The 22,751-nt window shown below is 69.4% G+C and carries 21 protein-coding genes and 1 pseudogene; 16 read left to right on the forward strand and 6 right to left on the reverse strand.

Annotated features, from left to right (window positions below):
* Nucleotides 1-39: 39 nt before the first annotated feature.
* From ACZ5BU_RS21310 to ACZ5BU_RS21355, 10 genes are all read left to right on the forward strand, one after another.
* Nucleotides 40-1,323, forward strand: a complete 1,284-nt coding sequence (locus ACZ5BU_RS21310; RefSeq protein WP_465701308.1) for an ABC transporter substrate-binding protein — start codon at nt 40-42, stop codon at nt 1,321-1,323.
* Nucleotides 1,323-2,459, forward strand: coding sequence for an ADP-ribosylglycohydrolase family protein (locus ACZ5BU_RS21315; RefSeq protein ID WP_465701310.1), 1,137 nt, complete (start codon nt 1,323-1,325; stop codon nt 2,457-2,459). The genes ACZ5BU_RS21310 and ACZ5BU_RS21315 overlap by 1 nt, the downstream gene beginning before the upstream one ends.
* Nucleotides 2,456-3,754 (forward strand): ADP-ribosylglycohydrolase family protein, encoded by a 1,299-nt coding sequence (locus ACZ5BU_RS21320; RefSeq protein ID WP_465701312.1) that lies wholly within the window; start codon nt 2,456-2,458, stop codon nt 3,752-3,754. The genes ACZ5BU_RS21315 and ACZ5BU_RS21320 overlap by 4 nt, the downstream gene beginning before the upstream one ends.
* Complete coding sequence (locus ACZ5BU_RS21325) at nt 3,744-4,637, forward strand: ribokinase (RefSeq protein WP_465701314.1); 894 nt, start codon at nt 3,744-3,746, stop codon at nt 4,635-4,637. Before ACZ5BU_RS21320 ends, ACZ5BU_RS21325 begins: the two co-directional genes overlap by 11 nt.
* Nucleotides 4,634-6,622: an SUMF1/EgtB/PvdO family nonheme iron enzyme gene (locus tag ACZ5BU_RS21330; RefSeq protein ID WP_465701316.1), complete on the forward strand. Its 1,989-nt coding sequence runs from the start codon at nt 4,634-4,636 to the stop codon at nt 6,620-6,622. The genes ACZ5BU_RS21325 and ACZ5BU_RS21330 overlap by 4 nt, the downstream gene beginning before the upstream one ends.
* Nucleotides 6,619-7,806, forward strand: coding sequence for a CaiB/BaiF CoA transferase family protein (locus ACZ5BU_RS21335; RefSeq protein WP_465701318.1), 1,188 nt, complete (start codon nt 6,619-6,621; stop codon nt 7,804-7,806). The genes ACZ5BU_RS21330 and ACZ5BU_RS21335 overlap by 4 nt, the downstream gene beginning before the upstream one ends.
* A gap of 14 nt (nt 7,807-7,820) precedes the next feature.
* The gene (locus ACZ5BU_RS21340) at nt 7,821-8,648 is read left to right on the forward strand and encodes an HpcH/HpaI aldolase/citrate lyase family protein (RefSeq protein ID WP_465701320.1); all 828 of its coding nucleotides are present in this window, start codon (nt 7,821-7,823) and stop codon (nt 8,646-8,648) included.
* 10 nt (nt 8,649-8,658) lie between these two features.
* Nucleotides 8,659-10,251 (forward strand): phytoene desaturase family protein, encoded by a 1,593-nt coding sequence (locus ACZ5BU_RS21345; RefSeq protein ID WP_465701322.1) that lies wholly within the window; start codon nt 8,659-8,661, stop codon nt 10,249-10,251.
* Nucleotides 10,248-10,655 carry a TIGR03668 family PPOX class F420-dependent oxidoreductase gene (locus ACZ5BU_RS21350; protein WP_465701324.1) on the forward strand — a complete coding sequence of 136 codons (408 nt, stop codon included), beginning with the start codon at nt 10,248-10,250 and terminating at the stop codon, nt 10,653-10,655. Before ACZ5BU_RS21345 ends, ACZ5BU_RS21350 begins: the two co-directional genes overlap by 4 nt.
* A gap of 115 nt (nt 10,656-10,770) precedes the next feature.
* Nucleotides 10,771-12,003 carry an RNA polymerase sigma factor gene (locus ACZ5BU_RS21355; protein WP_465701326.1) on the forward strand — a complete coding sequence of 411 codons (1,233 nt, stop codon included), beginning with the start codon at nt 10,771-10,773 and terminating at the stop codon, nt 12,001-12,003.
* Here ACZ5BU_RS21355 and ACZ5BU_RS21360 read toward each other — a convergent pair.
* On the reverse strand, nt 11,993-13,054 hold the full coding sequence (locus ACZ5BU_RS21360) for a class I SAM-dependent methyltransferase (protein WP_465701328.1): 1,062 nt from the start codon (nt 13,052-13,054) through the stop codon (nt 11,993-11,995). The genes ACZ5BU_RS21355 and ACZ5BU_RS21360 overlap by 11 nt on opposite strands.
* 104 nt (nt 13,055-13,158) lie before the next feature.
* Here ACZ5BU_RS21360 and ACZ5BU_RS21365 point away from each other — a divergent pair, with 104 nt between their 5' ends.
* Together ACZ5BU_RS21365 and ACZ5BU_RS21370 are read left to right on the forward strand one after the other, a co-directional pair.
* Nucleotides 13,159-14,463, forward strand: a complete 1,305-nt coding sequence (locus tag ACZ5BU_RS21365) for an acyl-CoA dehydrogenase family protein (protein WP_465701330.1) — start codon at nt 13,159-13,161, stop codon at nt 14,461-14,463.
* A complete protein-coding gene (locus ACZ5BU_RS21370) occupies nt 14,463-15,665 on the forward strand; it encodes an acyl-CoA dehydrogenase family protein (RefSeq protein ID WP_465701331.1) in 1,203 nt (400 codons plus the stop codon). The genes ACZ5BU_RS21365 and ACZ5BU_RS21370 overlap by 1 nt, the downstream gene beginning before the upstream one ends.
* A 39-nt stretch (nt 15,666-15,704) precedes the next feature.
* On the opposite strand, the gene ACZ5BU_RS21375 is transcribed toward ACZ5BU_RS21370, so the two are convergent.
* Nucleotides 15,705-16,541, reverse strand: coding sequence for a tyrosine-type recombinase/integrase (locus ACZ5BU_RS21375; protein ID WP_465701333.1), 837 nt, complete (start codon nt 16,539-16,541; stop codon nt 15,705-15,707).
* Nucleotides 16,542-16,985: 444 nt separating this feature from the next.
* Here ACZ5BU_RS21375 and ACZ5BU_RS21380 point away from each other — a divergent pair.
* Nucleotides 16,986-17,207, forward strand: a pseudogene (locus ACZ5BU_RS21380) (fumarylacetoacetate hydrolase family protein); the annotation flags it as partial.
* Nucleotides 17,208-17,267: 60 nt separating this feature from the next.
* Here the strand turns inward: ACZ5BU_RS21380 and ACZ5BU_RS21385 are convergent.
* The 3 genes from ACZ5BU_RS21385 to ACZ5BU_RS21395 all read right to left on the reverse strand — a co-directional run bounded on the left by ACZ5BU_RS21385 (nt 17,268) and on the right by ACZ5BU_RS21395 (nt 19,782).
* Nucleotides 17,268-17,882, reverse strand: a complete 615-nt coding sequence (locus ACZ5BU_RS21385; RefSeq protein WP_465701334.1) for a TetR/AcrR family transcriptional regulator — start codon at nt 17,880-17,882, stop codon at nt 17,268-17,270.
* Between the two features lie 108 nt (nt 17,883-17,990).
* A complete protein-coding gene (locus ACZ5BU_RS21390) occupies nt 17,991-18,851 on the reverse strand; it encodes a short-chain dehydrogenase/reductase (RefSeq protein WP_465701336.1) in 861 nt (286 codons plus the stop codon).
* Between the two features lie 37 nt (nt 18,852-18,888).
* Nucleotides 18,889-19,782, reverse strand: a complete 894-nt coding sequence (locus ACZ5BU_RS21395; protein WP_465701337.1) for an alpha/beta hydrolase — start codon at nt 19,780-19,782, stop codon at nt 18,889-18,891.
* Between the two features lie 271 nt (nt 19,783-20,053).
* Here ACZ5BU_RS21395 and ACZ5BU_RS21400 point away from each other — a divergent pair, with 271 nt between their 5' ends.
* Genes ACZ5BU_RS21400 through ACZ5BU_RS21410 form a run of 3 tightly spaced genes read left to right on the forward strand, consistent with a single transcriptional unit; the run spans nt 20,054 to nt 22,228 of the window.
* Entirely contained in the window at nt 20,054-20,761 is a 708-nt protein-coding gene (locus ACZ5BU_RS21400; RefSeq protein WP_465701338.1) for an SDR family NAD(P)-dependent oxidoreductase, read from the forward strand.
* A 5-nt stretch (nt 20,762-20,766) separates the two neighbouring features.
* Nucleotides 20,767-21,606 (forward strand): NAD(P)-dependent oxidoreductase, encoded by an 840-nt coding sequence (locus ACZ5BU_RS21405; RefSeq protein ID WP_465701340.1) that lies wholly within the window; start codon nt 20,767-20,769, stop codon nt 21,604-21,606.
* A gap of 22 nt (nt 21,607-21,628) precedes the next feature.
* Entirely contained in the window at nt 21,629-22,228 is a 600-nt protein-coding gene (locus ACZ5BU_RS21410; RefSeq protein ID WP_465701342.1) for a TetR/AcrR family transcriptional regulator, read from the forward strand.
* A 59-nt stretch (nt 22,229-22,287) separates the two neighbouring features.
* Here ACZ5BU_RS21410 and ACZ5BU_RS21415 read toward each other — a convergent pair whose 3' ends face one another.
* A complete protein-coding gene (locus ACZ5BU_RS21415; RefSeq protein WP_465701343.1) occupies nt 22,288-22,686 on the reverse strand; it encodes an ATP-dependent DNA ligase in 399 nt (132 codons plus the stop codon).
* Between the last annotated feature and the right edge of the window lie 65 nt (nt 22,687-22,751).

The following is a 22,751-nucleotide window of genomic DNA, read 5'->3' on the forward strand; positions in this document are numbered from 1 at the left end:
CGGCCTGCTGAGCGGCGCAGTCAAAGGTTAGGAGAGGTAATGAAGAAGGTCATGACCGCGTTGTTCGCGGCGGGTGCACTGGTGGCGCTCGCGGCGTGTGGGGGCAACAGCAACGACAGCAACAGCTCGGGTTCCGGGTCGAACGAGAAGGTGACGCTCAAGTTCCAGAGTCTCGCCTTCCAGAAGAGCACCGTCGCGGCGACCAAGAAGATTGTCGACGATTGGAATGCCAACAATCCGAACATCCAGGTCGAGTACGTCCAGGGCAGCTGGGACTCGGTCCACGACCAGCTGGTGACCCAGTTCCAGGGCGGGACGGCGCCGGACATCATCCACGACGAGTCCGCCGACATCACCGGGTTCATCAACCAGGGCTACCTCGCCGACCTCTCGCCGTACCTGAGCCAGCAGACCAAGGACGCCGTCTCCCAGGGCGTCTGGGACACCACCTCCAAGGACGGCAAGATCTACGGCGCGCCGACGCTGCTGCAGTCGTACGTCGTGTTCGGCAACTCGGCAATGCTCGGGGCCGCCGGGATCAGCGCGACCGGTGACTCGCTGAGCTGGGACGACCTGGCCGCGGACGCGAAGAAGCTGACCGCGGGCGGCAAGTACGGTCTGGGCTGGGGCCTGAAGAGCCCGACCGCGACGATGCTGAACCTGGGCCTGAACTTCGACGCGAAGTACTTCGACGGGACCGGCCAGGACGCGAAGGCGACCGTCGGCGACGCCGAGCTCGAGGTGCCGAAGCGGATCCACGCGATGGCCTACGACGACAAGTCGATCGACCCGACCTCGCTGACCCAGGGCGGTACCGACGTACTGCCCGGCTTCTACGCGGGGAAGTACGGAATGATTGTCGCCGGCAACTATGTCGGACAGCAGATCCTCTCCGAGGCGCCGAAGGGTTTCCAGTGGGAGGTGCTGCCGCCGCTGAAGGGCACCAGCAGCAAGCAGGCCGCGAACCCGCAGACCCTGTCGGTACCGGCCGAGGGCAAGCACATCGAGCAGTCGGCGAAGTTCATCGACTACTTCATGAAGGCCGAGAACCTGGCCGCGGTCGGCCAGGGTGACTGGCTGATCCCGAGTACGCAGGCGGCCCGGGACGCGATCCAGAAGGCCACCGGCGGGAAGAACGGCTGGCAGCAGACGCTTGCTTCCGGCACCGAACTCACCAAGGCGCCGTTCCAGGGCGTGGACAACTACCCGAAGTGGAAGGACCAGATCGCGACGCCGGCGTTCCAGGAGTTCCTGGCGAACAAGACCGACCTCGCGGGGCTGGGCAAGAAACTGAGCGACGGATGGGGTCAGGTCAACAACTGATGTCCTTGCTGGAGGAAAAGGCAACGGGGGCCCTCGCCGGCGCTGCGGTCGGTGACGCGATCGGTGGAGCCGTCGAGGGCTGGACGCCGGAGGCGATCCGGGAGCGGCACGGCGGCTGGGTGACCGGCATCGTCGGCCCGTGGTACGACGACTGGCGCACCGCGCGCCCGATCGCGCCGTACCACAAGGGCGACGGGCACATCACCGACGACACGTTGATGACGCACGCGCTGGTCGAGGTGTACGACGAACGCCGTACCCACCTGGACGCCTACGCGGTGGCCGAGTCGCTGGTGCCGAAGATGCTGAACGGGACCCGCTGGGTCCCGGAGCTCGAGGCGGACGCGTTGCTGCTGCAGCGGGTGTTCCTGGCCGAGAAGTGGCTGGTCGCCCGCCTGCACTACGGGCACGTCGACCCGCGCGAGGCCGGCGTCGGCAACATCGTGAACTGCGGCGCCGCGATGTACATGGCGCCGGTCGGGATCGCCAACGCGGGCGATCCCGAGGGTGCGTACGCCGAGGCGCTCGACGTCGCGGGTGCGCACCAGTCGAGCTACGGGCGGGAGGCGGCCGGCGTGTTCGCGGCCGCCGTCGCCGCCGCGATGGCGCCCGGCGCGACGCCCGCGTCCGCGGTCGAGGCGGGGCTGCGGCTGGCCAAGGACGGCACTCGGAGGGCCGTCGAGGCGGTCGCCGAAGCAGCTGGCGGCATCACTGACTGGGAGCAGGCGATTCCGGTACTGCGGAAGGCGATCGAGCCGTACGACACCGTGGGGCCGAACTACCGCGAGCTGTCGATGGACGCGCGACGACCGAGCCGGACGAAGGCGATCGAGGAGCTGCCGGTCGCGCTCGGGTTCGTACTGGTCTCCGAGGGTGACGTACGGCGGGCCGTCCTGGGCGGGACGAACTACGGGCGGGACGCGGACTCGATCGCGTCCATGGCCGGCGCGATTGCCGGCGCGTTGAACGGACTGCGTGGCGTGCCCGAGGAATGGGTAACAGATATTGCTGAGGCGAGCAGAACGGATCTCGTCCAACCGGGGCGGGTGATGGCGGGGGTCGCGCGGGACATCCATGCTGCAGACGCCGAACGCTGGGCCCGACGGAGCGAAGTACTGGAGAAGTTGACGCGATGAGATTGACGTGGGTGCAGCCGGAGGATCTGTTGCCGCATCAGTTGGTGCAGGCGCGGTCCGAGGGGATCGACGTCACCGACGTGCAGGCGCGCTGGATCGCCGCCGGCGGTACGACGGATGCGCCGGTCTCGGGCGCGTCCGACGAGCCGGCGCCACCCGCGCTGCGGGCGCTCGCCAAGGAGCTGCTGGAGGTGCTCGACGCCAGGGCAGGGGGCTGGCGTGCGCCCACCATCCCTGAGCTCCCGTCACTCGGCGAGCCGGCAGATCTTGAGGCCCGTACGTTGAACGCGTGGCTCGGGCGCTGCGCCGGCAACCTGCTCGGCAAGCCGGTCGAGAAGATCCCGCGCGAGGGCATCCGGGAGATTCTGGTCAGCTCGGACCAGTGGCCGTTGACGCAGTACATCACCGCCGTCGGCGTACCGGACGAGGTCCAGCAGCGCTGGCCGTGGAACCGGCGCTCCAAGCCGACCAGCCTGCGTGAGGTCATCGACGGGATGCCCGAGGACGACGACATCAACTTCGCGATCCTCGCGCTGCTGATGATGGAGCGCTTCGGTCCCGCGATGACCACCGAGGACGTCGCAGAGAGCTGGCTCGCAGACCTGCCGGCCGGTCGCGTGTTCACCGCCGAACGTGTTGCCTACCGCAACCTTCTCGAAGGGGTCGAGCCGGCCCGCGCGGCCGTGGTCGGGAACCCGTTCCGGGAGTGGATCGGCGCGCAGATCCGCACCGACGCGTACGGCTGGGCGCATCCCGGTGACCGTACGGCGGCCGCTCGCCTCGCGCTGGTCGACGCCCGGTTGAGCCACACCGGCGCGGGCGTCGACGGTGCCCTCTGGGTCGCCGCGATGTCGGCCGCGGCCCTCGTCCTCGACGACCCGGTCGAGGCCGCGACCGCCGGTCTGGCGGTGGTCGACGAGCAGAGCGCGATCGCCCGCGCGGTCCGGTTCGGGCTGACGTTGGCCGACGCGAAGCTCGACGAGGCGCTCGACGCCTTGCACGCGGAGTACGGCGATCTGCACTGGGTGCACGCGGTGAACAACACGGCGCTGACCGCCTATGCGCTGACGGCTCTGGATTTCGGTGCCGCGATCGGCCGGGCCGTGATGGGCGGCTGGGACACCGACTCGGCCGGTGCCACCGTGGGCGCGGTTTTTGGCGCGACGCGCGGGGTTCCGGCAGAGTGGTCCACACCACTGGACAACCGGGTGACCACGAGTCTCCCGGGGATGAACCAGATCGCGATCGACGAGCTGGCGCGGCGGACTGTGGAGGTGGCCCGGGGTGGAGCCTGAGGTTGTAGTAGTAGGTAGCGCGAACGTGGACCTGGTCCTGCCGGTCCAGCGGATCCCGCGTCCGGGCGAGACGGTCCTGGCCGGCCCGATGACTCGCGGCCCGGGCGGCAAGGGCGCGAACCAGGCGGTCGCTTCCGCCCGCGCGGGCGCCCGTACGGCGATGGTCGTTGCGCTGGGCGACGACGAGGGCGGCGCTCTGTTGCGCGAGGCGCTCGACGGCGTCGACCTGTCGCTCGCGACCACCAGCGACGCCCCGACCGGTACGGCGATCATCACGGTGGAGGAGAGCGGCGAGAACTCGATCGTCGTCGCGCCCGGCGCCAACGGCGAGCTGACCTTGGCCGCGGACTCCCTGGCCGCCATCGGGCAAGCGAAAGTCGTACTTTCCCAACTGGAGATCCCGTTCGCGACCGTGCAAGCCGCGGCGGAAGCCTCGGCGTACTTCATCCTGAACGCAGCACCGGCCGCTGAGCTCCCGGACGAACTGCTCGCCGAGGTCGACCTGCTGGTGGTGAACGAGACCGAGGCCGAGGCGATCGCCGGGCCGGACCGGTCCGCGCTGCTGAAGAAGGTGCCGGCCGCGGTGGTGACGCTGGGCGGGGCCGGTGCGGTGATCCTCACGCGAGACGCCGAAGAGATCGAGGTTCCCGGCGTACTGGTAGACGTGGTGGACACGACCGCCGCGGGGGACACATTCTGTGGAGTACTGGCGGCGACTCTCGTTGCCGCGTCAGCTAACGACTCGATCACGGCAAGCGACCTGACGAACGCGGTCCGACGCGCTAACGTTGCTGCTTCATTGAGTGTTCAGGCGGCGGGGGCGATTCCTTCGGTGCCTCACGGGGATGTCATCGACGCGCGTTATGCGGAGGTATACCTGTGAATCCGCTCGAACCGCGGCCCATCGACCTTCCGGCGACGGTCGAACTCGGGCTCGGGGCCGACCTGTCCTTCCTGGACGACGCCAAGATCCTCGGCGCTCCGGAGGACCCGGCCGAGCTGCCACGCTGGCGCGCCCGGCTGGCCGAGTGGCGGTACGGCGCCTTCGAACGGACCCGGTACGACGGCTCGCACTACGACGAGCCCGGTCGTGAGTGGACTCAGACCGCGTACTCGGTGGCGCTCGTCTGGCTCTGGGACGACCTGCTCTACAACGTTGAGACCGGCAGGTTCACGCCGGAGAGGTTCGTCGAGCACGGGGTCGCGGAGTTCGGCGGGTACGACGCGATCGTGCTCTGGCACGCGTACCCGGTGATCGGGATCGACGACCGGAACCAGTTCGACTTCTACCGCGACGTACCGGGTCTGCGTGCGTTGATCGACGACCTGCACCGGCTCGGCCTGAAGGTGTTCTTCGACTACAACCCGTGGGACGTCGGCACCCGCCGGGCGGCGCGTTCGGACGCGGACGAGTTCGCCGCCCTCGTCACCGACTACGCGGTCGACGGCGTGTTCCTGGACACCCTGAAGGAAGGCGATCCGGCCTTCACCCGGGCGATCCGGCAGGCGAATCCGGCGATCGCGCTCGAAGGCGAGTCGCGGTTGCCGATGGCAAGGATCGGCGACCACGCGCTGTCCTGGGCGCAGTGGTTCGCGGACACACACGCTCCCGGCGTACTGCGGGCGCACCTGTTCGAACGCCGGCACATGATGCACCACACCCGCCGCTGGAACCGCGACCACAGCGACGAGCTGCAGTCCGCCTGGGTGAACGGCGTCGGCATGCTGGTCTGGGAGTCGGTGTTCTCGGCCTGGGTCGGCTGGAACGCCCGCGACCGCGCGACGCTGCGCCGGATGGTCGCCGCCCAGCGTGCTTTCGCGCCGGTACTGATCGACGGCGACTGGATCCAGCTGACGCCGGAGATCCCGGAGAAGGCCCGCGACCACGGCGTGTACGGGTCCCGCTTCGACCTCGCCGACATCACGTTCTGGACGTTGATCAACCGCGACGAGGAGGACTTCGAGGGCATCGTGCTGCGCTCGGAGGACCAGGTCGGGGACTGGTACGACGTGACGTCAGGCGTCCCGATCACCGCGGACGACGACGGCGTGCATCTGGTCGTACCGGGTCGTGGCGTCGCCGGGATCGTCCGGGTCGGCGCGACCGCCGGCGGGTCCTGCCGGACTACGGCCCGGCGGCTCGGAACGATGCCGCGGGCACACGTCGCCGAGTCGGCGTTCCCGATGCTCCCGGCGTCGCTGGTCGCCGTACCGCCGGTCTCGGGCGACGCACAGATCGGCCCGGTCGTTGAGGTGCCTGCGGGCGAGCGCACGTTGACGGTGAAGCATCGGCGGCGTGAGACGGGGTTGTACGACACCGCGCCGTACGTCGAGGAGTGGAAGCCGCTGCCGCCCCGCCTGCACGACCTCCAGACGGTGACGCGTGAGGTGTCGCTGCCGGGGATCTCCGTGGCTGTTGCCGAGGTCACCAACGCGGAGTACTACGAGTTTGTGACGGCGACTGGGTACCAACCGTTGGTGGCGAACCGGTTCCTCGAGCACTGGGTCGACGGCGCGCCCGCACCCGGGACGGAGGACCAGCCGGTGACGTACGTCGACCTGCCGGACGCACGGGCCTACGCCGCCTGGCGTGGGGGTCGGCTGCCGACCGAGGACGAGTGGCAGGTCGCGGCCTCGGCCGAGGGGTTCGTACGGCGTGAGCCGTTGGTGTGGAACCTGACCGAGAGCGAGTACCGCGACGGCCGCAGCCGGTTCTGCATCCTCAAGGGCGGTTCGCACTACAAGGCTGAGGGGTCGGACTGGTACGCCGACGGGGGGCCGCAGGAGCCGGACGTCAGCTTCAAACTGGTTCTCACCGGCGGCGGCCTGGACCGCTCGGCGAACATCGGCTTCAGGTGTGCCGGATGAGACCTGCCGCCCTTGAGGGTGTGAGGGTGCTGGAGGCGGCGACGCTGTTCGCGGGGCCGCTGGCGGCGACCTTCCTCGGTGACTTCGGTGCCGACGTGACGAAGATCGAGCACCCGTCCCGGCCGGATGCGGCGCGCACGCACGGTACCTCGAAGGACGGGGTCGGGCTGTGGTTCAAAACCCTCGGCCGTAACAAGCGGCTCGCGACGCTGGACCTGTCGCGGGGGCGCGACGTGTTCCTCTCCTTGGTCGCGCAGAACGACGTACTGGTGGAGAACTTCCGGCCGGGGACGCTCGAGCGCTGGGGTCTCGGGCCTGACGTCTTGCTCGCGGCGAACCCGCGGCTGGTGATCGCGCGGGTGACGGCGTTCGGTCAGGTCGGGCCGTGGTCCCGGCGTCCCGGGTTCGGCTCGCTGGCCGAGGCGATGAGCGGTTTCGCCGCCGTCACCGGTGAGCCGGACGGTCCGCCGACGCTGCCGCCGTTCGGACTCGCGGACGGGATCACCGCACTCGCCACCGCGTACGCCGTCCTGGTCGCGCTGCGCGAACGGGACCGCTCCGGGGCGGGCCAGGTGATCGACATGGCGATCATCGAGCCGATCCTGATGATGCTCGGCGGCGGCATCACCGCGTACCAGCAGACCGGGTACGTGCAGCCGCGGCTCGGGAACCGGTCGTCGAACAACGCGCCGCGGAACGTGTACAAGACTCTCGACGGCCGGTGGGTGGCGGTGTCGACGAGTTCGCAGAGCATCGCCGAGCGGGTGGTGACGCTGGTCGGGCGCGCGGACCTGGTCGCACAGCCGTGGTTCGCGACCGGCCGGGAGCGGGCCCAGCACGCCGACGAGCTGGACGAGGCGGTCGGGTCGTGGATCGCGGCGCGGCCGTTGGAGCTTGTGATGGCAGAGTTCGAGAAGGCGGAGGCCGCGGTCGGGCCGGTGCACGATATCCGCGGGATCGTCAGCGATCCGCAGTACGCCGCGCTCGGGACGATCGTCAGCGTGGACGACGACGAGCTCGGCGGACCGGTCGAGATGCAGAACGTGTTGTTCCGGCTGTCGGAGTCGCCGGGGGAGATCAAGTGGGCCGGGCGGCCGCACGGCGCGAACACCGACGAGGTGCTCGCCGAGATCGGGGTCACCCCTGACCAGCTCGCGGCGCTGCGGGCAGCAGGAGTTGTCTGAGGGGGAGGTCTGAGGTGCTGACCGCACTGTACGTGCCGGCGAATCGGCCGGACCGGTTCGCGAAGGCTGTTGCCGCGGGCCCTGATCTGGTGGTGTTCGACCTGGAGGACGCGGTACCGGTCGCCGACAAGGCAGATGCCCGGAGCTGGGCGGTGGCGTGGGTGGCCGCGAACGCGTCGGGTCCGGTCGAGGTTCGGGTGAACGCGTTGGGGTCGCCGTGGATCGCGGACGACCTGGCCGCGATCTCTGTCGTACCTTCCGTCCGGTTGCGGGTGCCGAAGGTGGAGAGCGCCGCCGACGTGCACGCCGTACTGGAGAAGGTGCCGTCGGCAAGGATCACGGCGCTGATCGAGTCGCCGCTGGGAGTGGAGCGCGCCTTCGAGATCGCGACCGCGGATCCGCGGGTGATCGCGGTCGCCCTCGGCGAGGCGGACCTGTCCAGCGCACTGGGAGTCGACGGCCCGGAAGGCCTCGCCTGGTCGCGCGCACGGCTCGTGTCCGCATCCCGCGCCGCGGGCCTGGGCGCGCCGATGATGTCGGTCTACCCCAACGTGCACGATCTCGACGGTCTTCGTCGCACTTCCGCCGAGGGGCGCGCGCTGGGGTTCGTCGGGCGTACGGCGATCCATCCGCGGCAGCTGTCGACGATCGTCAAGGCATTCACGCCGGGCGCTGCCGAGGTCGCGGCGGCGGAGGAGTTGCTAGAGGCGGTCGAAAAGGCCGACGTGACGAACGGCGGGGTACTGGTGCTGCCGGACGGCCGGATGGTCGACCCTGCGATGATCGGCCGCGCCCGCGAGGTCACGGCCCTGATGCGGGAGATCGAGTCCAAGCAGAGCTAAGGTCGTAGGCATGCTGCCGCGCAGTGTTGATGCCGTGGTGATCGGTTCGGGGCCGAACGGGCTGGTGAGCGCGATCACGCTCGCGGACGCCGGCTGGGACGTGCTGGTCCTGGAGGCCGCCGAGACGTTCGGGGGTGCTGTCCGGTCGACCGAGGACGGCGGCTGGATCAGCGATCGTTTCAGTTCGAACTACCCGCTCGGTGTGGCGTCGCCGGTGATCCGCGCGCTGGAGCTGGAGAAGTTCGGGCTGACGTGGTCGAACGCCTCGCTCCCGCTGGTGCATCTGCTCGACGAGGACGGCGCCGCGGCCGCGATCCACCCGGATCCGGAGGACACCGCGAAGTCGCTCGGCGCGGAGCATCCTGGCGACGGTGACGCGTGGTTGCGGCTGTACCAGCAGTACGTGGCGGTCCGTGAGCCGTTGCTGAACGCGCTGCTGACCAGTTGGCCGCCGGTCGTTCCGGGGCTGAAGCTGGCGCGGAAGCTCGGGTCGGCGGGGGAGTTGCTGCGGTTCGCGCGGTTCATGGCGATGCCGATGCACCGGATGGGCCAGGAGCTGTTCGACGGGCGGCACGGGCCCGCGATCCTCGCCGGCAACGCGTTGCACGCCGACGCGTCGTTGTCGGGCAGCGTGAGCGGCACGATGGGCTGGCTGCTCGCGATGATGGCGCAGGACGTCGGGTACCCGGTCGCGACCGGCGGCTCGTCCGCATTCTCGGGCGCCCTGGTACGGCGGGCCGAGCGAGCCGGGGCGCTCCTGGTGCCGGGCATGCCGGTCACCGGCGTCGACGTGTCCGGCGGCCGCGTGACCGGTGTACGGACCGCATCCGGCGAGGTCGTGACGGTGGAACGGGCCGTGATCGCGGATACGTCCGCCCCGGCGTTGTACGGCGAACTGTTGCCGGAGGCACTCGTTCCGGCCGGGCTGCGGCGGGACCTGGACGAGCGGTTCGAGTGGGACTACCCGACGGTCAAGCTGAACTTCCGGCTGAGCGGGCCGATCCCGTGGAAGGCGGTCGAGGCGCGCTCGGCGGGCGTCGTACACCTCGGTGGTACGGCGGACGAGCTGGTGCACCTGTCCGCGGACCTGGACACCGGGCGGGTGCCGTCGCAGCCGTTCCTGCTGATCGGGCAGACCACCAAGTCGGACCCGTCGCGGTCGCCGGCCGGCACCGAGGCGGTCTGGGCGTATGCGCACCTGCCCCGCGGGATCGCGGACGACGCGTCGGCGGAGAAACTGGCCGGCCGGATGGAGCGCGCGATCGAGCGGTTCGCGCCCGGGTTCGGCGACCTCGTCGTCGACCGCGACCTGCAGCGGCCGTCGTCGCTGGAATCCGGGAACGCCGCGCTCGGTCTCGGCGCTCTGGGCGGCGGGACGATGCAGCTGCACCAGCAGCTGGTGTTCCGGCCGACGATCGGGCTGGGCAGCGCCCGTACGTTCGTCGACGGCCTGTACCTCGGCAGCTCGGCGATCCACCCCGGCGGCGGCGTCCACGGTGCCTGCGGTCACCTCGCCGCCCGTACTGCGCTGCGCGACGCCTCTCTGCTCGGTCCGTTGACCCGCAAGCTGCCGACCGCGGCCCTTCGCCACCTGCAGCGGTGAGGCTCGACGAGGCGGCGTGCAGGGCCCGGGTGGCGGCCGCCCGAGTCGGACGGTTGGCGACGGTCGGGGCTGATCTGCGGCCGCATCTCGTGCCGGTGACGTACGCCGTACACGGTGACGAGCTGTTCGTCGCCGTCGACCAGAAGCCGAAGTCGACGACCGCGCTGAAGCGGCTACGGAACATCGAGGCGCACCCGGACGTCGCGCTACTCGTGGACGAGTACGACGAGGACTGGACGCATCTGTGGTGGGTCCGTGTGGACGGGGCGGCGCACGTGGTGCCGGAGCACGCGGCGGCGATCGGGCTGCTGGTGGGGAAGTACCCGCAGTACGAGGCGGATCCGCCGCAGGGGCCTGTGATTGTGATCCGGGCCGGTGGGTGGTCGGGGTGGTCGTTCAGATGACTGCAGCTCGACAGGAGGTGTCGGGTCCGCGCGGCTTCACGCACGCTCGGGGCTCCGGCCGATCGGTGCCGGTGGGCGTATACGTCCTGTCGAGCTGCAGATTAGGGTGGGCCGGGTGAACGTGGAGGCGCTGCTGCGGGAGCTCGCGCCGCAGGTGCTGGGGTTCCTGGCGCGGCGGCACGGGCAGTTCGACCTGTGCGAGGACGCCGTACAGGAGGCGTTGCTGGCGGCGGCGACGCAGTGGCCGGTGGACGGCGTACCGGCGAATCCCCGCGGGTGGCTGATCACGGTCGCGACGCGGCGGCTGACGGACGTGTTCCGGAGCGAGAGTGCGCGGCGGCGGCGCGAGGACAACCTGGCGGCGATGGCCGGGCCGGACGAACTGGTTGCCCCGGGCGCCGATGTGGACGAGGCACCGGACGCCGACGACACGTTGACGCTGCTGTTCCTGTGCTGTCATCCCGCGGTCACGCCGGCATCCCAGGTGGCGTTGACGTTGCGGGCCGTCGGCGGTCTGACGACGGCCGAGATCGCGGCGGCGTTCATGGTGCCGGAGGCAACGATGGCGCCGCGGATCAGCCGGGCGAAGAAGAGCATCAAGGCGGCCGGCAGCCGGTTCGAGCTGCCGCCCGCCGCGGAGCAGGCCGACCGGCTGCGCGTTGTGTTGCAGGTGCTCTACCTGATCTTCAACGAGGGGTACACGGCCAGCTCGGGGGAGGAGCTGCAGCGCGTCGAGCTGACCGCGGAGGCGATCCGGCTGGCCCGGATGTTGCGTACGGCGCTACCGGACGACGGCGAGGTCGCGGGCCTGCTCGCGTTGATGCTGCTGACCGATTCGCGCCGGGCCGCCCGGACGACGGCCGACGGCGGGCTGGTCCCGATCGACGAGCAGGACCGCTCGCTGTGGGACCGCGCGCAGATCACGGAAGGCGCCGAGCTGATCCTGCGCACCTTGCAGCAAGGCACGGTCGGCCCGTACCAGTTGCAGGCTGCGATCGCCGCCGTCCATGCCGAGGCCGCCAGCGCGGACGAGACCGACTGGCGGCAGATCCACGCGCTGTACGTCGTCCTCGAGAAGTTCGCCCCGAACCCGATGGTCACGCTCAACCGCGCGATCGCCCTCGCCCAGGTGGAGGGCCCGCAGGCCGGCCTCGACCTGCTGGACACGATCGCCGACGACAAGAACATCAGCGAAACCCACCGCCTCGACGCCGTCCGCGCCCACCTCTACGAACGGCTCGGCGAACCCTCGAAGGCCCAACAGCACTACCTGGCCGCAGCCCGCCGCACTACCAGCCTCCCCGAACAGCGTTACCTCCAGGCGAAGGCCGACGCGATCACGGGATGAGCCGGTAGAACGCGAACAGCGGCGTACGGAACGGGAGTACCTGCGTCTCGGTGAAGCCCGCCTCGGTGGCGAAGCCGCGCAGCATGTCCGGGCGCATCACGGCACCCACCGCGGCTGACTCCGGATCGCCCATCGCCTCGGGCAGACAGGACATCAGGCTCCAGCCGTAGTGGTACTGCTCCAGCTGGGATGCCGGAGCGGTGAACTTCTCCTCGACCAGTTCGTCGATGACCAGCACCGAACCGCCGTCGGCCAGCATGCCGCGGGCGGTCTTCAAGGCCTCGACGGGCCGCGACATGTCGTGCAGAGCTTCGAGGACGGTCACCAGGTCGAACTGGCCCGCCTGCGGTGCGGATGCGTTGGCGACGGAGAAGGTGACCCGATCGGCCAGGCCTGCCTCGGTGGCGTGCTGAGTTGCGGCGGCGATGGCGTCCTCGTCGAGGTCGACGCCGTGGACGGTGATGTTCGGGTACGACTGCGCCATCGCGATCGACGACCAGCCGGTGCCGCAGGCGAAGTCGGCGACCCGGGCCGGCGGATCCGCCCGGAGGCGTTCGTCGACCTCCGGGATACTCGGCAGCCACTCCTTGCCGAGCCGGTTCAGGTACGTCGCCCGGTTGAACTCGGCCCGTCCTTCCGGTTCCCACGGTTGCGGCGGCGGCGCGTCGCCGGTGCGGTACGCCTCGACCAGGTCCGGCAGCATCCGGATTGCCCGCGCGAGCTCGACGCCTTTGTACGCCTGGTAGTTCACGTCGTCGTCGTCCGCGAGGACCGGGATGTGTTCGGCCGGGAGGTGGTACCGGCGTACGGTCGGCGCGTCGTCGGCGTCGTCGACCTCGATCAGCCCGCTGACGGCTTGCTGCTCGAGCCATTCGCGGGCGTACCGCTCGTTGAGCCGCGCCAGTTCGGCCAGCTCGGCCGACGTCGCCGGGCCGTGCTCGACCAGCGACCGGTACAGACCGAGTCGGTCGCCGAGGTAGACGGAGCAGAGTTCGAGCGCCGCACCGGCGTCCCGGAAGAGTCGTTCGACGAGGGCGTTGGTTCGATCCATGGTGCTGATGCTACGAAGTGCTGACGACCCCACCGTGCCCGGTTGCGTCAGGTTGTCGGCGCGAACGCGTGACCTGGGTTGTAACTTCGGTTTACAGTAGCGGCATGAGTGTTCAGGAGCGGACCAGGGGACGGCGGGACGCGATCGGCGTCGGCGTCGCCCTGCTGAACCGGCTGGCCCAGTGGCGGGCGATCGACCGGCTGAGGCTGCGGAAACCGGCCGAGCGGGCGGTGTTCGAGGCGACCAAGACCGGATTCCGGACGGCCGGTGCGCTGTCCCGGCGGTTCACCGCCGCGTCCAAGCTGGCGTCCCCGTCCCGGCTGCCCGCCGCCCGGGGGACCGGGCGGTTCGACCTGACGCCGACCGAGGACCAGCAGCTGATGGTCGAGGTGGTCCGCGAGTTCGCCGCCGACGTACTGCGACCCGCTGCCGCCGCGGCCGACACCGCCTGTACGACGGACGCCAAGATCCTCGACGCGTCCGCGGAACTCGGGCTGAGCCTGATCGAAGTACCGGAGGAACTCGGCGGCATCGTCACCGAGCGTTCCGCGATGACCGGCGTCCTCGTCGCCGAGGCCCTTGCGCACGGCGACCTGGGCCAGGCGGTCGCGTGCCTCGCGCCGTCCGCGGTCAGTACGGCGATCTCGTTGTGGGGTGACGAGACCCAGCAGGCGACGTACCTGCCGGCTTTCACCGGTTCGTCCGTTCCGGCCGCCGCGTTGGCGCTGCTCGAACCGCGGGCGCTGTTCGACCCGTTCGAGCTGCGGACGCGGTCCACGGGCGGGCTGCTGAACGGCGTGAAGTCGCTGGTACCGCGAGCCGCCGAGGCGGAGCTGTTCGTGATCGGCGCGCAGACCGACGCCGGGCCGCGGTTGTTCGTCGTCGAGCCGGACCATCCGGGTGTGACGATCGAGGCCGAACCGTCGATGGGGTTGCGGGCGGCATCGCTCAGCCGGGTGATCCTGACCGACGTACCGGCGGTGCCGTTGGGGAGCGTGGACGACTATCGCGAGTGCGTGCGGCTGTCGCGGCTGGGGTGGTGTGCGTTGGCCCTGGGTACGGCGCGGGCGGTGCTCGACTACGTCACGCCGTACGTGAACTCTCGGGAAGCTTTCGGTGAGCCGATCAGCCATCGGCAGTCGGTGGCGTTCATGATCGCGAACATCGGGATCGAGCTCGAGGGCATGAAGCTGGTGACGTACCGGGCCGGATCGCGTGCATCCCAAGGGCTTCCGTTTGCGCGCGAGGTGGCGCTCGCGCGGCGGCTGTGCGCGGAGAAGGGCATGCAGATCGGGACGGACGGCGTACAACTGCTCGGCGGGCACGGGTTCGTGAAGGAACATCCGGTCGAACGCTGGTACCGCGACCTGCGGGCCATCGGCATCATGGAAGGCGTGGTACTGGTCTGATGATCAACCTCGAGACGCCCCGCAAGTTCCGGGCCTTCGTCAACCAGGCCCATCAGGTCGCCGCCGAGATGCTCCGGCCGAACTCGCGCCGCTACGACCTGGCCGAGCACGAGTACCCGGTCGAGCTCGACATGCTCGCCGCGATGGTCGACGGGTTAGGGGCCTCAGGCACCGGTTCGGGCGCGGGCGCGGGCGGTGTACGCCGTACCGCTGCTTCGGAGGACGGAGTGGTGAACGGGTCGAACCTGTCGTCCGTACTGTCGATCATGGAGATGTGCTGGGGCGACGTCGGCCTGCTGCTGTCGATGCCCCGCCAGGGCCTCGGCAACTCGGCGATCGCCTCGGTCGCGTCCGACGAACAACTGAAGCGCTTCGAGGGTGTCTGGGCCGCGATGGCGATCACCGAACCCGGCTGCGGCTCGGACTCCGCCAACATCCAGACCACCGCCCGCCTCGACGGCGACGCCTACGTACTGAACGGCGAGAAGATCTTCGTCACCGCCGGCGGCCGCTGCGACGCGGTCGTCGTCTGGGCCACCCTCGACAAGTCCCTGGGCCGCGCCGCGATCAAGTCCTTCGTGGTCATGAAGGACACGCCCGGCATGACGGTTGAGCGCCTGGAACACAAACTCGGCATCCGCGCCTCGGACACCGCCACCATCCGTTTCGACAACTGCCGCGTCCCGGTGTCGAACCTCTTGGGCACAGCCGACATCGACAAAGGCTTCGCCGGCGTCATGCAAACCTTCGACAACACCCGCCCCCTGGTAGCCGCGATGGCCGTCGGGTGCGCTCGGGCCTCGCTGGAACTGACCCGGGACCTGCTCGCCGAAGCCGGCGTACAAGTCGACTATGACCGCCCCGCTCACCAGCAATCCGCCGCAGCCGCCAGCTACCTGGCGATGGAAGCCGACTGGGAGGCCGCCTACCTCCTGACCCTCCAAGCAGCCTGGATGGCGGACAACGCCCAACCCAACTCCCTCCAAGCCTCCATGGCCAAAGCCAAAGCCGGCCGCTCCGCCAACGAAATAACCCTCCGCTGCGTAGAACTGACCAGCACCCTCGGCTACTCCGAACACCACCTCTTAGAGAAATGGTCCCGAGACAGCAAAATCCTCGACATCTTCGAAGGCACCCAGCAAATCCAACAGCTGATCGTCGCGCGGCGCCTACTGGGAAAGACGTCTGCGGAGCTCAAATAGCCTTGATTGAAAGGGCTTGCGCCATTCCTCGACCTGCGGCTAGAGCAATCCAGGGCTGGCGTCCGGAGGCTCGTGCTCTGGCCCGATTTCGCTCCTGGTCCGTGACTGGTCCGTCAGCCGCTGCGTGAGTCGCGTCAGCCGCCGATCGACGGCCTGCCGAGCACGGTCGTAAGACGACGGCAGCATATGGGTGTACATCTGCAGCGTGAAGCCCGGATCGTGGTGCCCGAGATACTCGGACAGCTCTTTGATGTTGACCCCGTCCGCGAGCGTGATGCTGGCGAAGTAGTGACGTAACGCGTGCACTCCGGTCGTGCGGTCGGTCTTGAACCGCCGGCGGCCACGGCTGTCTTTGTACGGCGGCGGAATCACGCCGGCCGCCGCAAGCGCAGGCTTCCAGACAAGCTCGTCATGCAGGCGCGCATTGAGGTGCCGGCCGTCCGGCCAGCTGAAGATGAGCGCGTGCTCCTGAACCTCGCCGTTGAGGCGCTCCCACGGCAGCGAGACGGCAGTAGTCCCGAAACGCTCGATGTGGCTCTGGACCACTTTCGCCAGCACGGGTGCCATCGGCACGAAACGCTCCTTGTCGTTCTTTGGCAGCGCGAACACGAACTCCTTACCGAGCCGCTCCACCGTGTCGTCCGACCAGGCAACGACCTGGGAGAACCGTCTACTGGGCTTCTTGACGATCTTCGACTGCCCTGGGTTGCGCTTGATGAGCTCGTCGGCCACCGCGAGTTCAAGGCACCCGTTGAGCACGAGGAACGCGCTCCTGGCCGTCGATGGCCCATACGCCCCCATGATGTCGGTCAGCCAGACCGCAACCTCCGACGGCAGGATGCTCTTGACCATCCGCCGCCCGAACACCGGCTCCACGTGAAGCCGCCACTTCGACTCGTACTGAATCTCGCTCGCAGGATCGATGGTCCGAGACCCCATCCACGTCGCCCTGCCGGACAGGGCGCCCTCTGTCGACAACGCGGTCGCGGCGGTCCCGCCGTACTGGAGGCTGTCAAGGCCTCGGTACGGCGGGCCGAGGTGCGTCCGCTCGACGAGGTGCGGCTGCTCGCGCCGCTCAGCCGGTTCAACCGCGACGTGCTCTGCACGGGGTGGAACTACTGGGACCATTTCGAGCAGTCGAAGGGCAAACGCGAGGGGCAGGACCCGGCGCGCCGACGTTGTTCACCAAGGGACCGGACACGGTGATCGGTCCGTACGACGACATCGCATACGACCCGGCCGTGTCGCAGAAATGGGACTACGAGGCCGAGGTTGCGATCGTGATCGGCCGCGACGGGCGCTCGATCCCGGAGGAAGCGCGCGCTCGAGCACGTACTCGGCTACTGCGTGGCGAACGATGTCTCGCAGCGGGATCTGCAGCGGCGACACGGTGGCCAGGTCGCGTTCACCTTCGAGTGGATCATCGCCGAGCTGAGCTGGGGCATGACGGTGCGCGCCGGAGACATCATCCGCACCGGCACCCCGAGCGGAATCGGGAACGCCCGCGACCCGCAGATCTTCCTCTCCGACGGCGACCGCGTCGTGACCCGCGTTGTTCACAGATGCCCGCCGGGCTCATGGAGGGCACGGGCCGAACGGACCTCAGCGGGCGAGCAGTCCGCTGAAAACCACCCTTTCCACAGCTGCGACGAGTTCCGTCAAATGGGAGGCGTCAGCCCGGAGTCGGTCCGCGCGCCAGGAGAGGCCGAGCACGCCGTTCATGGCAGCCCACAACGCGGTGGCGGTGGTGACGGGATCGAGGTCGGCGGCGAGCGAGCCATCGGCCACCCCGTCGGCCAGGGCGGCGGCGAGTTTGGCGTTCTGCTCGTCGACAAGCGCGGCGACCCGTTCCAGGGCCGCGGGTTCGTCCGGCGGCTCGGCCAGCAGGCGGAACTGGTGCGGGCGCTCGGCGGCGAAGCGGACGTACGCGGCCGAGGCGGCCCTGATGCGTTCCACCGGGGTGCCGGGGGCAGCATAGGCGTCGTCCATGTAGGTCCGGTTGTCCTCGAGCGCCCGCTCGGCAACCGCGATGAGAACGGCCGCGCGGCCGCCCACGCGGTTGTACACCGTCTGCACGGCGACATCCGCGCGTTCGGCGATGCCTTCCAAGGTGATCGCGTCGGGGCCTCCGGAGGCCAGCAGATCCTCGGCGGCGTCGACGATGGCCGCACGGGTTGCGGCGGCCCGACGTGTCGTGCGTGTGACCTTGATTGTCATGGTCACCGCAACTCTACGAGGTGCTCGAACGGCCGGACCCCCTGGGCCGCTTCCTTCAGCCCGGAGTTCAGCGGGGAACCGGGCTGCCCGGCGGGGTGCGCGGCCACGTCATGCCTCCTGGGCGGGGGCTGGTGATCGGTCGTCGATTCGGCGGAGCAGATTCTGCATCCGCTTGTGCCGGTCGATGAGTGCGTCGGAGGCAATGCCGAACGCCCCGCGCGCGACGAAGAACGGAACCCAGAGGCGCGGTGCGATGACCCGCGGCCTGCGCTTCTCGATGCCACGCACGACGGCGGCCGCGATCACCTCGGGCGAAACAGGCTTGCCGAGGATTCCTGGGCTACCGAGGCGAATGAGCTCCTTGGTGACCTCGTCGTCGTGGGATGCCCGAATGATGGGAGTGTCGACCCAACCCGGGAACAGGACGCCGGCGGTGGTGCCGGTGCCGGCGAGTTCGCCGCGCAGGGAGCGGCCGAATGCCTCGACACCAGCCTTCGATGCCGCGTACGGGGCGTTGCCGCTCCCGTTGTAGAACGCGTACACGGAAGCGGTCATGAGGATGTGGCCCCGGGCTTCGGTGACGGCGGGCAGGCAAGCCCGTACGGTGCGCCACACGCCAAGAAGATCCACCTCGACGATGCGTTCGAACTCCTCAACGCTGCTGCCCTTGATCGTGGCCGGCTTCTTTGCCGCGATGCCCGCGTTCGCGAAGCACACATCGAGGGCACCGAACCGGTCCACGACCTTGGCCACCACGGTGTGCATGGCGGCAAGGTCAGTGACGTCGGCGGCCACCGGGAATGCGCGGGAGCCGAGCTCGGAAGCAACAGCATCAACGGCTTCCTGGCGGAGGTCGACGAGCGCAACGTTGGCGCCTGCCTTGATGAGGGCTCGGGTCGTAGCTGCGCCGATACCGGATGCTGCACCGGTCACAAGGACGGTCGCGCCTGCGAGGTTCAGGGTGGGCATGGTGTCTCCTGGTGGGCTTGTTGTCGGTCGGGAGTGGTCAGCCGGCGATCGGGACGTGGGCGGCCAGGAATGCCAGCTGGTCGTGGAGGACGCGCTCGAAGGGCTCACCGCGGTAGATGTCGAAGTGACCGTCCGGATAGCGACGGATCTCGCCGCGGGGCGCCTTGCGGGCATACCTGAGCGTCGGCCCCGATGGGGCCACGCTGTCCGTCTCGCACACGCAGAACAGCACCGGGCAGACGATTCCCCGGGTCCTGCGACCGGGCCGGTACCGGACGATGTCGAGCGCGAAACGCGCTGCCACCCGGTTCTCGAACGGGACATCGCCGGGCACGAGAGCGAGGTAACCCGGCTCGGCGTCCGGTGCGGTCATCAGCGCCGCCGAGCCGGGGCGTGCGGCGGTCGCGACCAGGACGGGTGCACGCCCCAGACACATGCCGGCGACATCGCGTACTGCGCGAGCCATGACCTTCACCGAGCTGATCGGACGCATTGCGAGAGCGGACGCCACACCGTCGGTGAACGGCCCCTGAGTGATGACCGCGGCGACATCCGCGTCCTGCGCGGCGGTCGTGAGGACATGGCCTCCGCTGAAGGACGTGCCCCACAGGACCACGCGCCGGGGATCGGACTCCGGCCGGGAGCGCGCGTACGCCACGGCGGCCCGCCAATCCTGGAGCTGTCGTCTGATGCTCAGGAGCTGTCGCGGCTGACCTCCACTGGCCCCGAAGTGCCGGTAGTCGAACACCAGGCATGCGTAGCCGACGGCAGCGAAACGCTCGGCGTAGGCGTCCAGCCGCATCTCGCGGATCCCACCGAGACCGTGTGCCATGACCACCACGGGACGCCGACCTCCGCCCTCGGGCAGGTACAGCCAGGCGTGGCACTCGTCCGGCCCCGAAGGAAACGTCACGTTCAATCGGTCGGTCATCGGACCTCCGTAACACGGCTCGCATCGTTGGGTTCGCGGAAACTTGGAACTGCTTCCAATGTTGGAAGTTAATCCAATATTGCGAGGGTGTAAAGCAGTCGACGGCAACGAGCCCGTCACGTCTCCGCCCCGCGGCGGAAGGCGGATCGGCAGCGCTGTCTGGGGTGGTGCCCGCCCGGCTCCCTACTAAGTAACTAACTATTGACTTAAGTCCTGGACCGCGCCATGCTGTATATATCCAGTTAGTTACTTCCTTCGAGGAGAGAGCATCATGTCCACAGTCCTGATCACCGGCGCGAACAAGGGCATCGGCTACGAGACCGCCCGGCAGCTTGTCGCCGCCGGCCACACCGTGTACGTCGGAGCGCGCGACGCCGACCGTGGTCGCGCCGCCGCCGACACGCTGGGCGCCCGCTTCGTCCAGCTCGACGTCTCCGACGACGCCTCGGTCGAGGCCGCGGCCAAGGCCATCGAGGCCGACGGCGGCCTGGACGTCCTGGTCAACAACGCCGGTGTCGAGCCGCGCGCGGCCGACGGCGGCTTCGTCCCGGTCGCCGAGGTCACCGCGGACAGCATGCGCAGCGTGTTCGAGACCAACGTGTTCGGCCAGATCCGCACCCTGCACGCGTTTCTGCCGCTCCTGCAGCGCTCCGAGGCGCCGGTCGTGGTCAACGTCAGCAGTGGCCTGTCGCTGGTGCGGGGGATTGCCGATCCGGAGTCCCCGGCCCGCTTCTACCCGGCCGTCGAGTACCCGGCGTCGAAGGCGGCAGTCAACGTAATCACCGTGCAGTACGCGAAGGCGTACCCGGGTGTCCGGATCAACGCGGCCGACCCTGGTTTCACCAAGACCGACCTGAACCACAACTCCGGGACGCAGACCGTCGAGGAGGGCGCGGAGGTCATCGTCCGGCTGGCACAGCTCGGCCCGGACGGACCGACCGGCCAGTTCTTCGACGCCGCCGGCCGGCTGGCGTGGTGACCGTCATGTCCGATACCAAGCCCAGGGTCGGTTTCATCGGCCTCGGTGACCAGGGCGCCCCGATCGCCCAAGCGATCGCTGACGGCGGCTACCCGCTGCACGTCTGGGCCCGGCGCCCCGAGTCGCTGGCTGTCCTCGACGGCAATGCCTTCACCGCCCAGCCGAGCATCGCCGAACTGGCCGCCGCCGTCGACATCGTCGGACTCTGTCTGCGCCATGACGCCGACAATCTGCAGGTCGCGGTCGACGGCGGCCTGCTGGCGAACCTGCGACGCGGCTCGGTGCTGGTCAATCACGGCACCGGCCTGCCAAAGGCCGCGCGCGAGCTGGCCCGGCTCGCCGAGCCGTACGGCGTCGAGGTGGTGGATGCCCCGGTCAGCGGCGGCCACGCGGTCGCCCTGGCCCGGCAGCTGACCACGATCGCCGGCGGCGACGCGCGGGTCGTCGAGCGGCTCACGCCGATCTTCCGGACCTTCTCCAAGGAGGTCATCCACGTCGGCCCGGCCGGATCGGGTCAGTACGGCAAGCTGTTCAACAACACCCTGATGATGATGAACCACCGGAACGTCCTCGAGGTGATGCACTTGGCGCAGGCGCTGGAGTTGCCGATCCAGCCGCTGCTCGACGTACTGCGCTCCGGGTCGGCGAGCAGCTTCGCGTTGCAGGCGATCGGGCCGTCGATCACGTCCGCGAACGTGCATCACCTGCAGCCGCTGGAGCTCATCGACATGCAGCTGTTCAGCGGAGCGGTCGACGCGCTGGGCGACCAGGCGCACGAGGTGATCGAGCGGGCCGTGGGCGGCGCGCGGGGGCTGGACGAGCTGACCGCGATCGTCGGTGCGTGACAGAGATGAGAAGGTGAACGGCATGGCCGAGCCGACCGCTGAGCGTAAACGGCGTCCCCGCGATTCCGAGGCGACCAAAGCGCTGCTGCTGCAAGCCGCGACCGAGGAATTCGCGGAGTACGGACTCGCCGGTGCCCGAATCGACCGCATCGCCGAGCGCGCGGGAGCCAACAAGAGGCTCATCTACGTGTACTTCGGGGACAAGGACGCGCTGTTCGACGCGGTCGTGGACGAGCAGGCGCGTACAGTGGTCAAGGCCATTCCGCTGGGCGAAGGGGATCTGACCGCGTTCGCGGCCAGCCGGTTCGACTACGTCCTGGCCAATCCGGCGGCTCGGCGGATCGCCATCTGGCGTGGGTTCGAACGAGCCGAGCCGACCGAGGCGGAGTTGGCGAGTTATCGCGAGCGGGTCGAGCTGGTCGAGACCGCGCAGCGCGAAGGGCGGCTGCGGGCCGACATCCGGGCGGTGGACCTGTTCGCGATCGTGCTGCGGATGACCGAGAGCTGGTTGAGTGCGCCGGCGGGTCTGCGGGCGGTGGCCGGCGAGGACACCGATCGCCTGAGTGAGCATCGGGCCGCACTGCTGGCCGCCGTTCGGAGTGTGGTCGAGCCGCGTGGGTGACAAGAGTGTCACGGCCGGCTGACGGCAACTCGCCCAGGGTGTCACCATCGGCTACCTGGTCAGCCGCGGCCTGGCCAAGTCCGGCAGCCGCCACTCGGACTACTGGTCCGGCTGCAATCCTGCGCCGGGGCAGGCGACCGGTGAGGCGTCAGGACCTGCCGCGCCGGGCACCGCCGAAGCCCGCGCAGGTCGACCCCGCCGATCGGGAGCAGACCGAACGGGATGTACCCCGCCGGTACGGCGGCGACCAGCTGCCTGGCCTTGGCCGGCGAGGTGACCAGGCGGCGCTGCAGTGCGTCGAAGCTGAGTCGCCCGTCGACCATGATCACCAGCTCGCCGTCGAGTACACAGTCGACCTCGATCTGCGCCGCGATCGCTGCTTGGACGTCGGGGAACTTCGCCGTGAAGTCCTTGCCGTTGCGCGACCACAGCCGCACCTCGCCGGCCACGTGCACCACGCCGGCCCGGTTAGTTGGCTGAACTCTTCAGCGCACCAATTGGCGCGACGAGATTTGGCTCGAGG

The sequence above is a fragment of the Kribbella sp. NPDC031520 genome (assembly GCF_055580825.1).

Excerpts from the sequence above, each read along its gene's own strand:
- ACZ5BU_RS21310 (WP_465701308.1), top strand. The coding sequence starts at position 40 with ATGAAGAAGGTCATGACCGCGTTGTTCGCGGCGGGTGCACTGGTGGCG.
- ACZ5BU_RS21315 (WP_465701310.1), top strand. The coding sequence starts at position 1,323 with ATGTCCTTGCTGGAGGAAAAGGCAACGGGGGCCCTCGCCGGCGCTGCG.
- ACZ5BU_RS21320 (WP_465701312.1), top strand. The coding sequence starts at position 2,456 with ATGAGATTGACGTGGGTGCAGCCGGAGGATCTGTTGCCGCATCAGTTG.
- ACZ5BU_RS21335 (WP_465701318.1), top strand. The coding sequence starts at position 6,619 with ATGAGACCTGCCGCCCTTGAGGGTGTGAGGGTGCTGGAGGCGGCGACG.
- ACZ5BU_RS21345 (WP_465701322.1), top strand. The coding sequence starts at position 8,659 with ATGCTGCCGCGCAGTGTTGATGCCGTGGTGATCGGTTCGGGGCCGAAC.
- ACZ5BU_RS21360 (WP_465701328.1), bottom strand. The coding sequence starts at position 13,054 with ATGGATCGAACCAACGCCCTCGTCGAACGACTCTTCCGGGACGCCGGT.
- ACZ5BU_RS21365 (WP_465701330.1), top strand. The coding sequence starts at position 13,159 with ATGAGTGTTCAGGAGCGGACCAGGGGACGGCGGGACGCGATCGGCGTC.
- ACZ5BU_RS21370 (WP_465701331.1), top strand. The coding sequence starts at position 14,463 with ATGATCAACCTCGAGACGCCCCGCAAGTTCCGGGCCTTCGTCAACCAG.
- ACZ5BU_RS21385 (WP_465701334.1), bottom strand. The coding sequence starts at position 17,882 with ATGACAATCAAGGTCACACGCACGACACGTCGGGCCGCCGCAACCCGT.
- ACZ5BU_RS21390 (WP_465701336.1), bottom strand. The coding sequence starts at position 18,851 with ATGCCCACCCTGAACCTCGCAGGCGCGACCGTCCTTGTGACCGGTGCA.
- ACZ5BU_RS21395 (WP_465701337.1), bottom strand. The coding sequence starts at position 19,782 with ATGACCGACCGATTGAACGTGACGTTTCCTTCGGGGCCGGACGAGTGC.
- ACZ5BU_RS21400 (WP_465701338.1), top strand. The coding sequence starts at position 20,054 with ATGTCCACAGTCCTGATCACCGGCGCGAACAAGGGCATCGGCTACGAG.
- ACZ5BU_RS21405 (WP_465701340.1), top strand. The coding sequence starts at position 20,767 with ATGTCCGATACCAAGCCCAGGGTCGGTTTCATCGGCCTCGGTGACCAG.
- ACZ5BU_RS21410 (WP_465701342.1), top strand. The coding sequence starts at position 21,629 with ATGGCCGAGCCGACCGCTGAGCGTAAACGGCGTCCCCGCGATTCCGAG.